Below are 13,331 nucleotides of genomic sequence, written 5' to 3' on the forward strand. Positions count from 1 at the left end.
CGAAGCTGTGAACCGGATGAACGACGAGACCGCCGTCCTGCCGACCGTGTCGCGCGAACCCGCCGACCCGGCCGGCGACGGGCTGGCCCGAGAGCTCGCCGCGGTCGCGCCGCGGAGGTGGTGGAACAAGGGCACCGTCGGGCTCGGGGTGGGCGTGCTGCTGATGGGCGGTTTCCTCGGCGGGGTCCAGGCGCAGAAGCAGTGGGGCACGTCGAGCGTCGCCACCACCGGCTTCCCCGGCACCGGTGGACGCGGCAGCTTCGGCGGCTTCGGCGGCGCGAACGCCAGCGCGGCCCCCGGCGCGGGCGGCGCCCAGGGGGCGGGCGGCGCCCCGGCCGGCACCACCGGCACCACCGGCACCATCGGCACCATCGGCACCACCGGCACCGTCAAGCTGGTCAACGGCAAGACGATCTACGTGCAGACGGCGGACGGCACCGTGGTCACCGTCCGGACCGGCGGCGGCACCACGGTGTCGACCGCCAGGAAAGGCAAGCTCAGCGACGTCAAGGCGGGCGACGCGGTGACCGTCCAGGGCGAGACCGGCAGCGACGGCACGGTCACCGCCACGTCCGTGACCGCACAGGGCAAGTGACCCGTCCAGGTGTGACGAAGCTACCCATTGATGATTACGTCTCCAGCTCCCTAGGCTGAGCCCAGCTCAGACCTAGGGGGTGAGCCGCCTGCCACGCGACGCGCCCACGCTGCACGGCCGGGCCGCGTTGCTCGCGGAGATCGACGCGAGACTCGCCGCCGGCGGCGGGGTGGCCCTGCACGGGCCGCCCGGCATCGGAAAGACCGCGCTGCTCGACGCCGCCGCCGACCAGGCGACGGCACGCGGAGAGCTCGTGCTGCGCCTGCGGCCGGCCCGCAGCGAGCGGACCCTGGCGTACGCCGCGGTCGCCGACCTCCTCCGGCAGGTCCCCCCGCACGCGGAAGCGGCCCTAGCGCCGACCGCCCGCAACGCGCTCGCCGCCCTGCGTCAGGGCCGGCCGCCCCGCACCGGCGTACCGGCCCTGGCCCGGCGCCTCGCGCTGCCCGCCCTGCTGGCGCACTGCTCCCGCAGCGGCCCGGTGCTGCTCGTGCTGGACGACGTGCAGTGGCTGGACGCGGAGTCGGCCGCCCTGATCGCCTTCGCGATGCGCCGCCGACCCGGCCCCCGGGTCCGGACCCTGGCCGCCGAGCGCCGCCCGGCCCCGGCCGCCCATCCCCGGGCCGCCCGGCTCTGCCCGTCACCGGTCACCGTGCTGGCCGTGCCGCCGCTCGCCCCGGACGACCTCACCGCCATGCTGGAGGCCCGCGGCCTGCCCTGCCGTACGGCCAGCGGGCTGCACCGGGCCAGCGGCGGCAACCCGTTCCTGGCCCTCGCCCTGGGCAGCACCGGGGCGGACGGGCCCGCGTGGCGGCCGGCGCCGCTGCCGGAGATCGCCCGGGAGCTGGCCCGGGAGCGGCTGAGCTGCCTGTCCGCCGAGGTGAACGCCACCCTGCTGGTGGCCGCGCTGGCCACCGACCCGACGGTCACCCTGCTGCTGCGGGCCGGTCGCGACGACGCCGACCGGGAACTGCGGCTGGCCGCCGCGGCGGGGGTCGTCGAGGTGGTCGGGGAGGCGATCCGGTTCACCCCGCCGCTGATCGGGCAGGTGCTGGTCGACGAGACGCCGGCGCCGCAGCGTACCCGGACCCACGCCGCCCTCTCCGCGGCCGCACTGGATCCGGTCGAGGCGTTGCGGCACCGCGCCCTGCGCAGCGCCCGCCCGGACGCCGCGGTGGCGCGGCGGCTCGCCGCCGTCGCCGGCCAGTGCGTCGCCCGGGGCGCCGAGCGCACCGCCGCCGAGCTCTACCTGCTGGCCGCCGACCGCTGCCCGCACCAGCTGGCCGTCGAGCGCCTCGACTGGCTGGTCACCGCCGCCCGCACCGCGCTCACCGGCGGAGCGCCGGCCCTGGCCGGCCGGGCCGCGGAGGCGGTGATCGCCGCCGACGCGCCCGCCGGGCACCGGGTCCGCGCCCGCGTGGTGCTGATCGACCTGGCCGGGCAGGCGCTCGGCGAGATGGGCGAGACGTTCGCCGCCGCGCTCGCCGAGGCCGGCGACGACCCGGCGCTGCTCGCCCCGGTCCGGCTCCGGCTCACCTGGCAAGCCATGATCACCGGCGATCCGGACCGGGCCGCGTTCGAGGCGCGCGGCACCGCCGACATCGCCCGCCGCGCCGGCGACACGACCAGCGAGGCGATGGCGCTCAGCAGCCTCGCCCAGATCCAGCGGATGCGCGGCGAACCGGAGTGGCGCGACTCGCTGGCCCGCGCGCTCACCCTGCCCGCCTCCCCGGCTCCGGACTGGCTGCACTACGGCCCGCACTACATGGCGGCCCGGTTCGCGCTGATCGACGACCGGCTCGACGAGGCCCGCTCCGAGCTGCTCCGGCTGCTGGCGGTCGCCGAGCACGACCGGATCGGCGAGGCCCGGGTCGAGGTGCTGCGCAGCCTCTCCGAGGTGGCGACGCGGGCCGGCCGCTGCCGGGAGGCGCTGCGCTACGCCCACCGTGCCGTCCAGGCCGCTCAGGAGGCCGGCCTGAGCCCGGGTCCGACCTGGTACACCGCCGCTGTCGCCGAGCTGGCCGGCGGCAGCCTGCCCGCGGCGGCCGGGTTCGCCCGGCGCGGCATCCGGGCGTCCGAGCAGGAGGGCGACAACCTCTACCTGCGGCGCAACCTGCACGCGCTGGGCCAGGCCGGGCTACGGTCCGGGGACACCCGGGCCGGCGTGGCCGCGCTGCGCCGGCTGCGCGACTTGGAGGCCGAGGCCGGCAGCTCGGACCCGATGATCGTGCGCTGGCACGCCGACCTGGCCGCCGGCCTGGCCGCGCTCGGCGAGCACGTGGAGGCGTGGGAGACCCTGGCCCGGGCCCGCCGGGCCGCCGAGCGGCTGGGCAGCACCCCGGCGCTGGCCGGCTACCTGGACCGGGCCACCGCGATCGTGCACTCCGAGAGCGGGCACGCCGACTCCGCGGTCGAGCTGTCCACCGCGGCCGCGCGACTGTTCGAGCAGTTGCGCCAGCCGGTCGAGCAGGGCCACGCGCTGCTGGTGGCCGGGGGCGCCGAACGCCGCCGCCGCCGGTACGCCGCCGCCCGCCTGCTGATCGGCGCGGCGCTGACCACCTTCCTGTCCGTGGACGCCCGCCCGTGGGCCGAGGAGACCGAGCGGGCGCTGGCCCGCACCGAGGGCGGTTTCGTCCCGGAGCAGGGCCTGACCTCGACCGAGTTGCGCATCGCCGGGATGGTGCGGGACGGCGCCAGCAACCGGGAGATCGCCAACCGGCTGTACCTGAGCGTGAAGACCGTCGAGGCCACCCTGACCCGGGTGTACCGCAAGCTCGGTGTCCGCTCCCGCACCCAGCTCTCGTCCCGCCTGCAGACCGCCGAGATCGGCGCCCCGGTGTTCGAGATCACCTCGCCCTCCTGACCAGGGCTTTGGCGACGGAGAGTGACGCGGGTTACCGCTATCCGGTGGTGGCCGTCACTTTCGTCTTCCAGGTTTTACCTGGTTGATTTGGGGATGACGCGGAAACGGGGCAAGGTTGTAGCCGGAAGCGACGAGGCTTTCTCCGTCACTATCCGTCAAGGAGTGTCCCATGCCGTTCATCCGTGACATCCGTACCGCGATCTCCCACCGTCTCGCCGAGGGCCGCGCCCACCGTCAGCTGAGCCAGGAGCTGGCCGCGTTCCGCACCGCCGCCGAGCGCACCGAACTCGACCTCGTCCTGGGTCGGCACACCGCCGAGGAGACCCGCGAGATCGAGGCCATCCTCAACCGGCAGGACGCCGAGCGCCGCTACCACGCCGCCGCCCGCCACCTGTAGGACACCACCGACCCCGGGCCGTAGGGCCGGCCCGGCGGGTTACCACGACCGGCCCGGACCGTCCCCGGGCCGCGCAGGCTGACCCACCACCGCCCCCGGCGCCTCCCGCGCCGGGGGCGGTTCTGCACCGGGGCTGGTTCGGGGCGGGTCCGGTTCTGCGCCGGGGCTGATTCGGGGCGGGTCCGGTTCTGCGCCGGGGGCCGGTTCCGGGGCAGGGGTGGTTCTGCGCCCGGGGCAGTTCCGGGGCGGGGGCGGTTCTGCGCCGGGGGCCGGTTCCGGGGCGGAGGCGGTTCTGCGCCCGGGGCCGGTTCCGGCGCTGGAGCCGGTTCCGGGTCGCGGGTCGGGTGAGGCCCGGCGGGCGGGCGACGGACCCACCGTGCGGGCGGCCCGTCACCCGCCCCCGTGGACCGGGCGGCCCGGACGCGACGGTCATTCCTGGCGCTGGTGTTCCGGATGCGCGTGCAGACTGCCGGCGTGCGCCTTCAGCGACGGGTCACGCTTCGACTTGATCAGGCTGGCGATCGTGGTGACGACGAGAATGCCGACGATCACCGCGAGCGAAACCGGCGTGCCGACCTCCGGCACCGCCTCGCTCACCGCCTTGTGCGCCCAGTGCAGCACCAGCTTCACACCGATGAACGCCAGGATCACCGACAACCCGGTGGAGAGGTAGACCAGCCGGTCCAGCAGGCCCTTCACCAGGAAGAACAGGGCGCGCAGCCCGAGCAGGGCGAAGGCGTTGGCGACGAAGACGATGTACGCCTCCTCGGTCACCCCGAAGACCGCCGGGATGGAGTCCAGCGCGAACAGGATGTCGGTGCTGCCGATCGCCAGCAGCACCAGGAACAGCGGGGTGACCATCCGGCGTCCGTCGATCCGGGTGGTCATCCGGCCCTCGACGTAGTCCTCGGTCACTGGAAGGAACCGGCGGCCGGCTCGGACCAGGGCGTTGTCCTCCACGCTGGGATCCTCGTCGCGATGCCGGTAGAGCTGCACCGCCGTGTAGATCAGGATCAGCCCGAAGATCAGGAACATGAACGAGAACAGGTTCAGCAGGGCGGCGCCGAGCACGATGAAGATCACTCGCAGGACCAGCGCGATGATGATCCCGAAGGTGAGCACCTCCTGCTGGTAGCGCTCCGGCACGGCGAAGCTGCTCATGATGATGACGAAAACGAACAGGTTGTCGACAGACAGGCTCTTCTCGACGATGTAGCCGGCGAAATACTCGGTGCCGTAATCCCAACCGGCGACACTCGCGAAGACCACCCCGAAGGCGATCGCAACCGCGATGTAGAAGATCGACCAACCGGCCGCCTCACGGAAGCCGACAACGTGCGGACGCAACACCCCCAATGTCAGGTCGAGGGCGAGCAGGGCGACGATGACGCCGATCGTCAGGGTCCAGCCGAGCGCGGTTACCTCAAGCATCCTCAAAGAATCCCCAGAGTTCCTGCAAAAAGGCCCCGAACTGCCTGGAAAAAACCTGGAATCCTGGGGCACGGTCCGCTTCGCGACGGCGAGGTCGGCGGTTTCCATTCTGGTACGAAACGGCCCGTCCCCGCCGCGGTTATGCGCCCGCGAGGAGCTTGGATGGGAGCGGCTGCGGCCGCGACTCCGGGCTGCTCCGCTTCCGGGCGCTCCGCTTCCGGCTGCTCCGCTTCCGAGGGCCGCCGCTTCCGGCTGCTCCGCTTCCGGGCGCCGCCGTTTCGGCCCCGACCCGCTTCCGCGCCGCCGCTTCCGCGCCGCCGCTTCCGCGCCGCCGCTCTCGGCCGCCCCTGCTTCCGCGCCGCCGCTCTCGGCCGTCCCCGCTCCCGGCCGTTGTCCGCGGGACTCCTCGTCCGCGTCGACCTGTTTGACCGCCGTGAGCGTCAGCTGGTGGGTTTCGGCCGGTGATGGGGTTTTGGGGTTCGGGTTGGCCGCCGTGAGCGTCAGCTGGTGTGTTTCGGTCGGTGGTGGGGTCCGGGTCTTCCATGACCACGCTGGTCAGCAACCGGCGGCTCCCGGTCTCGATGCGCCGCACCGAGCGCCACCTGGCGTTTCAGGCTTCACTTGACCACCTGAGCGCCCATCTGCCGGTTCAGGCATCACTTCACCGCGTGAGCGCTATCTGCCGTTTCAGGCTTCAGCTGCCGTTTCAGGCTCCAGTTGACCACCTGAGCGTCAGCCGGCGCTTTGTGGCCGATGTGTTACTGGCTCGCGGCCTGGAACGACCGCGCCGAGCGCCAGCCGGGCGGCGGCGTGGCATCCGCCGGTGGGGTGGTGAGTCGGCCCGGTGACGCTTCGTGATCAGCCTTGAGGGGGGTGGGAGCGCACCGGACCGGGGGAGAGGGACGGTCCGGCGCGCTCGGTCGATGACCCGCAGGTGTCGTGCGCACCCGATGTGGTGCCCGGTGGATGGGGCGGTCCCAGGGGTTGTCGGGCGGCGGGCCGCGTGTCGTTTCGGCGGCCCGGACCCATCGGCTCGGTGGCCCGGACCCATCGGATCGTGGCGCGGCTTGTCGGCCCGGTGGCCCGCTGGCCCGGCGTGTCGGCCCGCTGGCCCGGCCCGTCGGCTCGTGACCCGGCCTGTCGGATCGCCGGCGCAGGAGCGGTGGCTTGGTGGCGAGGGCCGGCGGCTCGGTTCGCGGCCGTACCGGGGCCGGGGCGGTCAGGCGGTGACGAAGGAGCGCTTCGCCAGGCCCATCCAGAAGCCGTCGATCGGCTGCTCGGGCGACTGCTCCGGGGCCCCGGAGGCGCCCAGGGTGAGGAACATCGGCGCGAAGTGCTCGATGGTCGGGTGCGCGTACGGCATGCCGGGCGCCACGGCGCGGAAGTTCGCGAGCTCGTCGACGGCGCCGCGGGCCAGGGTCTCGGCGGTCCAGGCGTCGAACTCGCGGGACCAGCCGGGCGCCGCGGCCTCCGGGCGCCAGTCGCGCAGGAACGGCAGCCCGTGCGTGGTGAAGCCGGATCCGACGATCAGCACGCCCTCGTCGCGCAGCGGGGCGAGCCGGGCGCCGAGTTCGAGGAGCCGGTCGGGTTCCAGGGTGGGCAGCGACATCTGCAGCACCGGGATGTCGGCGTCCGGGTACATCACCGAGAGTGGGACGTACGCCCCGTGGTCGAGGCCCCGGTCGGTGCGGGCGACGGTCTCGCCGTCCGGCATCAGGGCGGCGACCCGGTCGGCCAGGACCGGCGCGCCGGGTGCCCGGTACCGCGCCTGGTAGTAGCGCTGGGGGAAGCCGCCGAAGTCGTAGACCAGGGGCACGGTCTCGGTGGCGCCGAGCATCAGCGGCGCGGACTCCCAGTGGGCCGACGCCATCAGGATGGCCCGGGGCCGGGGGAGGGCGGCGGCCAAGTCGCGCAGCTGCGCCACCCAGGTGGGGTCGTCCACCAGGGGCGGGGCGCCGTGGCTCAGGAACAGGGTGGGCATCCGCACGGTGACCTCCGTTGAAACTTCAACTAACTGACCCCACCGTACGGGAAAATGCTTGATCCTTCAACTATCCGCAAGGAAGATTACGTACCGTAATAATTGATCTTGATTTGTGACCCTCCGCCTCCGGTGATGCCTTGTCTCCAGGGGTGTCAATGTGTCGATGTGGTCAAGGCTGTGTTACCGGCCGGACGAATTCCGGCGTTATTGATCGGCGCTCAAAGTCCCTGGCAAGGCATGTGATCAACTTCGCCCACTGTGGAGAGGGCATTTGTCGCATCCGGACGTTGCGAGAAACCGTCCGGTTTGGCAGGCTACACGCGGTCGCGCTGCGGGGAGCGCTCCGTCATTGCTTCGTGGTACGTCACCTTGATTACGCTCGGTGAACTGCGCGGGCATTTCCAAGGCTTCGAAAGGAGATCCAGCAGTGGCGTTGCCGCCGCAGCTACCGCCCGCGGACGATCTGTACCTCACGGCTCACGACACGATCCGCGGCAAATCCCTGCTGTCCCCGGCCACTCTCGGGCTGGGCCTGGGCGCGGCGCTGCTCGGCGAGCTGATGTTGTGGCGCCGGATCGACCTGGTCGAGACCGAGCTGATCGTCATCGACGAACGCCCGACCGGGGACGCCGCCACCACCGCCCTGCTGGAGCAGATCCGCCGGGAGGCCGGGCAGCACGGCGTACGCAACTGGATCGCCTACCTCTCCACCGGCATCGCCACCGACCTGGTCGAACGCCGCCTCGCCCGCGGCGGCCTGATCAAGCGGGTGGAGAAGCGCGGCCTGCTGGGCACCAAAACCTCGTTCGTGCCGGCCGACTCGATGACCGCCGGCTGGCCCGCCACCCGGATCCGCACCAAGGTCTCCCGTGACGAGCAACTGGATGTCGCCGACCTGCTGCTCGCCGGGCTCATCCTGGCCACCGGCCTGGACCAGCACGTGCTGGCCACCCTCAACGCCCGCGACCGGGCCCGGTTGTTCGAGCAGTTCCGTCGGCTGTTCCCAGCGATGTTGCAGCAGCTCGTCGCGCACGCCGAAGCCGCCGTGGGTGACGCCGTGATGGCCCGCCGGGCCTGACCCCAGCCTTCTCTTCCCTTCACCCCTCATCAAATCTGGAGATTCGCGTGTCTTCGACCGCAACCCAACCCACGGAGAGTCAGCTCTCCAACGCCCTGGCCAGAGACCGGCTCGGCGTCGCCGCCGTGGTGTTCTTCGTGATGTCCGCGGCCGCCCCGCTCACCGTGGTCGCCGGCGTGGTGCCCACCGGTCTCGCGGTCACCGGACTGACCGGCATCTCCGTCGCGTTCGTCGCGGTCGCGCTGATCCTGGCGATCTTCTCGGTCGGCTACGTGGCGATGGCCCGGCACATCTCCAACGCGGGCGCGTTCTACGCCTACGTGTCGCGCGGCCTCGGCCGCCCGGTCGGTGTCGGGGCCTCCTGGGTGGCCCTGCTGGCCTACAACATGTTCCAGGTCGCCTCCTACGGCGGTTTCGGCGCCATCGCCCAGCCGCTGTTCGTCGACTGGTTCGGCCTGGACGCCCCGTGGTGGGCGTTCGCCCTGGTCGCCTGGGCGCTGGTCGCCGTGCTGGGCGTGCGCGACGTCGCGGTCAACGGCAAGGTGCTGGCCACCCTGCTGGTCGCCGAGATCGCGCTGACCGTGGTGTTCAGCATCGCCGAGATGCTGTCCGACGGGTTCCAGGCCTCGTCCGCCCCGGTCGACGTGTCCACCCTGACCGGCGCCGGCTCCGGCGCGCTGCTGGTCATGGCGATCACCGGCTTCGTCGGCTTCGAGCAGTCGGTGGTGTTCAGCGAGGAGTCGCGTGACCCGCGCCGCACCGTGCCCCGCGCCACCTACATCGCGATCGCGCTGATCGCGGTCATCTACGCGTTCGCGTCCTGGGCGATGATCTCCGCGGCCGGCGACGAGGTGGTCACCCGGGCCGGTGAGGAGGGCCCGGAGCTCTTCTTCAACCTGGCCTCCGGCCCGCTCGGCAACATCGCGCTGCACCTGGGCCACATCCTGTTCCTGACCTCGCTGATCGCCGCGATGATCTCGTTCCACAACATCATCTCGCGGTACATGTTCTCGCTCGGTCGTGAGGGCGTGGTGCCGCGCCTGTTCGGCCGTACCGTGCCCGGCACCGGCGCGCCGAAGAACGGCTCCCTGGCCCAGTCCGCGGTCGGCCTGCTGGTGATCGTGGCGTACGCGGTGGCCGGCTGGGACCCGCTGGTCCAGCTCTTCTTCTGGGGCGGCACCGGCGGCGGCCTCGGCGTGCTGCTGCTGATCACGCTCACCGCGTTCGCGGTCATCGGGTTCTTCGCCCGCAACCCGCAGGGTGAGGACGTGCTGCACCGGATCGTCGCCCCGGTGGCCGGCGCGGTGCTCCTGGTCGTCGTGTCGTACCTGGCGCTGGACAACATCGCCACCCTGCTCGGCGTGGAGCCGGGCAGCAAGCCGGCCGTCGTGGTGCCCGGGGCGTTCCTGGTCGTACTGGTCGCCGGCATCCTGTGGGGCGTGTTCCTGCGGTCGAGCCGCCCGCAGGTGTACGCCGGCATCGGCCTCGGCGCCAACAGCGCCACCACCGGCGGCGGGTTCGCCGCCGCGCTCAACGAAGCCAACGACGTGGAGTACAACCGATGACCGAGTTCACCATCCGTCCCGCCCGTGCGGATGAGCTCGCCGCGATCGGCGCGCTGATCTCGAACTCGTTCGACCACCTGGCCGCCGACGCGTACCTGGTGCCGGTCCCCGAGGACCGCGAGCGGATCATGGCCGACTTCTTCACGCTGGAGACCGAGTACGCCTTCAGCCACGGCAAGGTCGAGGTCGTCGACCACCCGGACGGCGGCTACGCGGCCGCCGCGGTGTGGTACGACCGGGTCAGCCCGCTGCCCGAGTTCCCCGGCTACATGGACCGGCTCACCGAGCTGGCCGGCGACCACCTGGACCGCTTCGGCGCGCTGGGTGAGCTGTTCGAGAAGAACCACCCCAGCGAGCAGCACTGGCACCTGCAGTTCCTCGCGGTCCGGCCGTCCGAGCAGGGCCACGGCCTGGGCGGCAAGCTGATGAAGAACGTGCACGACATCCTGGACGCGCAGGGGCTGCCGGCGTACCTGGAGGCCACGAACGAGAACAACGTGCGGCTGTACCGGCGGTACGGCTACACGGACATGGACCCGTTCGAGATCAACCTGCCGGACGGCACCCCGTTCTACCGGATGTGGCGTCCCGCTTCCTGAGCAACCTTCACCCGGAAGGGGTACCGGCGATGAGCCGGTACCCCTTCCGTCGTTTCCCGGCAGGTATTGACGCGGGCGCGGTCCCGTAATTACATCGGACCAGATCCACTCAGCGTCGCTGCGCAGTCACCGGCCGCTGACGGCTTGGTCGATCGCGCCCGTGACCGCACGGGACCCGAGCCTCCCGGGTCGATGGCCGGAAGGGCGGCATGCCTGTACACGAGGCTCTGACCAGGCGACGCGCCGGCATCGCCCGGTATCCCGAGCGGACCGGTGCCCCGCCGGGCGAGGCGTGCCAGGTGCCGGCCGGAGTCGGCCGTGGCTGACGGCCCGGTCCCGCGGCCGCTGGGCCGGGGTGTCGGTTGTTGGTTCGGCGTGGCTGGTGGCGTGGTCCTGCGGCTGTTGGGTCGGGGTGTCGGTTGTTGGTTCGGCGTGGCTGGTGGCGTGGTCCTGCGGCTGTTGGGTCGGGGTGTCGGTTGTTGGTTCGGCGTGGCTGGTGGCGTGGTCCTGCGGCTGTTGGGTCGGGGTGTCGGTCGTCGGTTCGGTGCCGACGGGTTCGCTGATCCCGAACGCCTCGCCGGTCCCGGCCGGCCGGGACCGCGTCGGCTGGGCCGATGCCGCCGGGCTCGGCGCGGATCTATTCGTCGTGGTCGAGGACGACATGTGCCCCTCGGCGTTCCACCTTCCGCTGCCGATTGCCGCCCACACTCGCGGGTATCCCGAGGAGACAGGAGATTTCGTATGAGGAAAGGCCTGCTCGCCGCCGGGGCGGTGGGTGTTCTCGCGCTCGCTGGGTGCAGCGACGGCGGCCGGGACAAGTCGGAGCCGGACGGCTCCGGTGGCGGCAACGCGGCCGGCAGTTCCGGTTACACCATCGCTTTCGTCACCCACGAAACGCCCGGCGACACTTTCTGGGACAAGGTGCGGGCCGGCGCCGAGCAGGCCGCCAAGGATGAGGGCGTCACGCTGAAATACTCCAACGACCCGGACGCCGGTAAGCAGGCCGGGCTCATCCAGAGCGCGGTCGACGCCAAGGTCGATGGCATCGCGACCACCCTGGTCACCCCGGACGCCCTGGCCGGTGCGGTCAGGGCGGCCGGTGCCGCCGGCATCCCGGTGGTCGGCCTGAACGCGGGCCTCGACCAGTACCAGAAGCTGGGCGCGCTGATGTATTTCGGTTCCGACGAGTTCGTGGCCGGCGCCAGTCTCGGCAAGCGGATCGCCGGGGAGGGTGCCAAGCACCCACTCTGCGTGATCCACCAGACCGGCTCGGTAGCCCTGGAGGCGCGCTGCGCCGGGGTCAAGAGCGCCGTCCCCGGTACCGAGAACCTCCAGGTCAACGGTGCTGACGACAGCGCGGTCACGACCACCCTGCAGGCCAAGCTCGCCCAGGACACATCGATCGACTACGTGGTGACCCTGGGCGCGCCGATCGCCCTCGACGCGATCAACGCCAAGCAACAGGCGTCGTCTTCGGCCAAGCTGGTCACCTTCGACCTGAACCAGGAGATGGCCGAGCGGATCAAGGACGGTCAGGTCGAGTTCGCCATCGACCAGCAGCCGTATGTTCAGGGCTACATGGCGGTCACCTCCCTGTACCTCTATCTGAAGAACGGCAACGACATCGGCGGGGGCCGGGCGGTGCTGACCGGCCCCTCCTTCGTCGATCGGTCGAACATCGACAAGATTCTGCCCTTCACCGGGAAGAACACCCGGTGAGGCGTGCGATCCGGCTGCTGGCGCGTCCCGAATCGGGCGCGCTGACAGCGGCCGTTGTGATTTTCGTGTTCTTCCTGCTGGTGGCGCCGTCGTTCCGTTCGGCGGCGTCGTTCCTCACCGTCCTCTACCAGTCGTCGACGATCGGGATCGTCGCGGTCGGGGTGGGGCTGCTCATGATTGGCGGCGAGTTCGACCTGTCAGCGGGGGTGATCACCACCAGCGCCGGTCTCGTCAACTCGATGTTCTGCTGGTATTTCGGGGTCGACCTGTGGGTCGGCGCGGTGCTGTCGCTGGTGTTCTGCCTGGCCGTCGGCTTCCTGAACGGGTGGCTGGTGATGCGCACGGGGATACCCAGCTTCCTGGTCACGTTGGGCACGTTCTTCGTGTTGCAGGGCGCCAATCTCGGGGTGACCAAGCTGGTCACCGGGTCGGTGTCGAGCCGGGACATCACGGCGATCGACGGGTTCGGGCCGCTGCGGAAGATCTTCGCGTCGAGTTTCACCGTGGGCTCGGCGACGGTGTGGATCACGGTGCTGTGGTGGGCGCTGTTCGTCGCGCTGGCGGCGTGGACGTTGCAGCGAGCTCGGCTCGGTAACTGGATCTATGCGGTTGGGGGAGCGGCGGCGAGTGCCCGTGCGGTGGGCGTGCCGGTGGTGCGTACCACAATCGGACTGTTCATGACGGTGTCGTTCCTCGGCTGGTTCGTCGGGATGCATACGCTGTACCGCTTCAACACGCTGCAGGCCGGGAACGGTGTGGGGAACGAGTTCCTCTACATCATCGCGGCCGTGGTCGGCGGGACACTTCTGACCGGCGGGTTCGGCAACGCCTTCGGCGTCGCCATCGGCGCGTTCATCTTCGGCATGACGAGCCTGGGCATCGTGTACGCCGGGTGGGACCCGAACTGGTTCAGAGCGTTCCTGGGGGTGATGTTGCTGCTGGCGGTGCTGGTCAATGCGTACGTCAAACGGCTCTCCTCCTCGCCGGCCTTCCCGTCGGGCGCGGCGTCCGCGTCTCCGCCCGCCTCCCCGGCGCCGGACTCCTCGACCCTCGTGCCTCCCTCGTCGTCCGCCGTGCCGATGGCCATCGAGAGGGAGCGCTGA

Annotated in this window: 12 protein-coding genes; 10 read left to right on the top strand and 2 right to left on the bottom strand. The window is 71.5% G+C overall.

What is annotated here, in order from left to right; genetic code table 11:
* Window positions 1–16 precede the first annotated feature (16 nt).
* From ACTEI_RS13315 to ACTEI_RS13325, 3 genes are all read left to right on the top strand, one after another.
* Entirely contained in the window at window positions 17–595 is a 579-nt protein-coding gene (locus ACTEI_RS13315) for a hypothetical protein (protein WP_122982117.1), read from the top strand.
* Between the two features lie 79 nt (window positions 596–674).
* Window positions 675–3,455, top strand: coding sequence for an AAA family ATPase (locus ACTEI_RS13320; protein WP_239082597.1), 2,781 nt, complete (start codon window positions 675–677; stop codon window positions 3,453–3,455).
* Window positions 3,456–3,624: 169 nt separating this feature from the next.
* On the top strand, window positions 3,625–3,852 hold the full coding sequence (locus ACTEI_RS13325; protein WP_122977947.1) for a hypothetical protein: 228 nt from the start codon (window positions 3,625–3,627) through the stop codon (window positions 3,850–3,852).
* 429 nt (window positions 3,853–4,281) lie between these two features.
* Here the strand turns inward: ACTEI_RS13325 and ACTEI_RS13330 are convergent, their stop codons facing one another.
* The gene (locus ACTEI_RS13330; RefSeq protein WP_122977948.1) at window positions 4,282–5,283 is read right to left on the bottom strand and encodes a TerC family protein; all 1,002 of its coding nucleotides are present in this window, start codon (window positions 5,281–5,283) and stop codon (window positions 4,282–4,284) included.
* A gap of 542 nt (window positions 5,284–5,825) precedes the next feature.
* On the opposite strand from ACTEI_RS13330, the gene ACTEI_RS36940 reads away from it, so the two are divergent.
* Entirely contained in the window at window positions 5,826–6,131 is a 306-nt protein-coding gene (locus tag ACTEI_RS36940; RefSeq protein WP_145830873.1) for a hypothetical protein, read from the top strand.
* A gap of 371 nt (window positions 6,132–6,502) precedes the next feature.
* Here ACTEI_RS36940 and ACTEI_RS13335 read toward each other — a convergent pair whose 3' ends face one another.
* A complete protein-coding gene (locus tag ACTEI_RS13335) occupies window positions 6,503–7,264 on the bottom strand; it encodes a dioxygenase family protein (RefSeq protein WP_122977949.1) in 762 nt (253 codons plus the stop codon).
* Window positions 7,265–7,694: 430 nt separating this feature from the next.
* Between ACTEI_RS13335 and ACTEI_RS13340 the strand changes: the two genes are divergently transcribed.
* The 6 genes from ACTEI_RS13340 to ACTEI_RS13365 all read left to right on the top strand — a co-directional run bounded on the left by ACTEI_RS13340 (window position 7,695) and on the right by ACTEI_RS13365 (window position 13,331).
* Complete coding sequence (locus ACTEI_RS13340; RefSeq protein ID WP_122977950.1) at window positions 7,695–8,345, top strand: GOLPH3/VPS74 family protein; 651 nt, start codon at window positions 7,695–7,697, stop codon at window positions 8,343–8,345.
* A 47-nt stretch (window positions 8,346–8,392) separates the two neighbouring features.
* Window positions 8,393–9,910 carry an APC family permease gene (locus tag ACTEI_RS13345; protein WP_122977951.1) on the top strand — a complete coding sequence of 506 codons (1,518 nt, stop codon included), beginning with the start codon at window positions 8,393–8,395 and terminating at the stop codon, window positions 9,908–9,910.
* Complete coding sequence (locus ACTEI_RS13350; protein WP_122977952.1) at window positions 9,907–10,509, top strand: GNAT family N-acetyltransferase; 603 nt, start codon at window positions 9,907–9,909, stop codon at window positions 10,507–10,509. Before ACTEI_RS13345 ends, ACTEI_RS13350 begins: the two co-directional genes overlap by 4 nt.
* 526 nt (window positions 10,510–11,035) lie before the next feature.
* Complete coding sequence (locus ACTEI_RS13355; protein WP_145830874.1) at window positions 11,036–11,254, top strand: hypothetical protein; 219 nt, start codon at window positions 11,036–11,038, stop codon at window positions 11,252–11,254.
* Window positions 11,251–12,228: a substrate-binding domain-containing protein gene (locus ACTEI_RS13360; protein ID WP_122977954.1), complete on the top strand. Its 978-nt coding sequence runs from the start codon at window positions 11,251–11,253 to the stop codon at window positions 12,226–12,228. Before ACTEI_RS13355 ends, ACTEI_RS13360 begins: the two co-directional genes overlap by 4 nt.
* A complete protein-coding gene (locus ACTEI_RS13365; RefSeq protein WP_122977955.1) occupies window positions 12,225–13,331 on the top strand; it encodes an ABC transporter permease in 1,107 nt (368 codons plus the stop codon). Before ACTEI_RS13360 ends, ACTEI_RS13365 begins: the two co-directional genes overlap by 4 nt.

This window comes from Actinoplanes teichomyceticus ATCC 31121 (assembly GCF_003711105.1).
GTDB lineage: Bacteria > Actinomycetota > Actinomycetes > Mycobacteriales > Micromonosporaceae > Actinoplanes > Actinoplanes teichomyceticus.

Excerpts from the sequence above, each read along its gene's own strand:
- ACTEI_RS13315 (WP_122982117.1), top strand. The coding sequence starts at position 17 with ATGAACGACGAGACCGCCGTCCTGCCGACCGTGTCGCGCGAACCCGCC.
- ACTEI_RS13325 (WP_122977947.1), top strand. The coding sequence starts at position 3,625 with ATGCCGTTCATCCGTGACATCCGTACCGCGATCTCCCACCGTCTCGCC.
- ACTEI_RS13330 (WP_122977948.1), bottom strand. The coding sequence starts at position 5,283 with ATGCTTGAGGTAACCGCGCTCGGCTGGACCCTGACGATCGGCGTCATC.
- ACTEI_RS36940 (WP_145830873.1), top strand. The coding sequence starts at position 5,826 with ATGACCACGCTGGTCAGCAACCGGCGGCTCCCGGTCTCGATGCGCCGC.
- ACTEI_RS13335 (WP_122977949.1), bottom strand. The coding sequence starts at position 7,264 with ATGCCCACCCTGTTCCTGAGCCACGGCGCCCCGCCCCTGGTGGACGAC.
- ACTEI_RS13350 (WP_122977952.1), top strand. The coding sequence starts at position 9,907 with ATGACCGAGTTCACCATCCGTCCCGCCCGTGCGGATGAGCTCGCCGCG.
- ACTEI_RS13360 (WP_122977954.1), top strand. The coding sequence starts at position 11,251 with ATGAGGAAAGGCCTGCTCGCCGCCGGGGCGGTGGGTGTTCTCGCGCTC.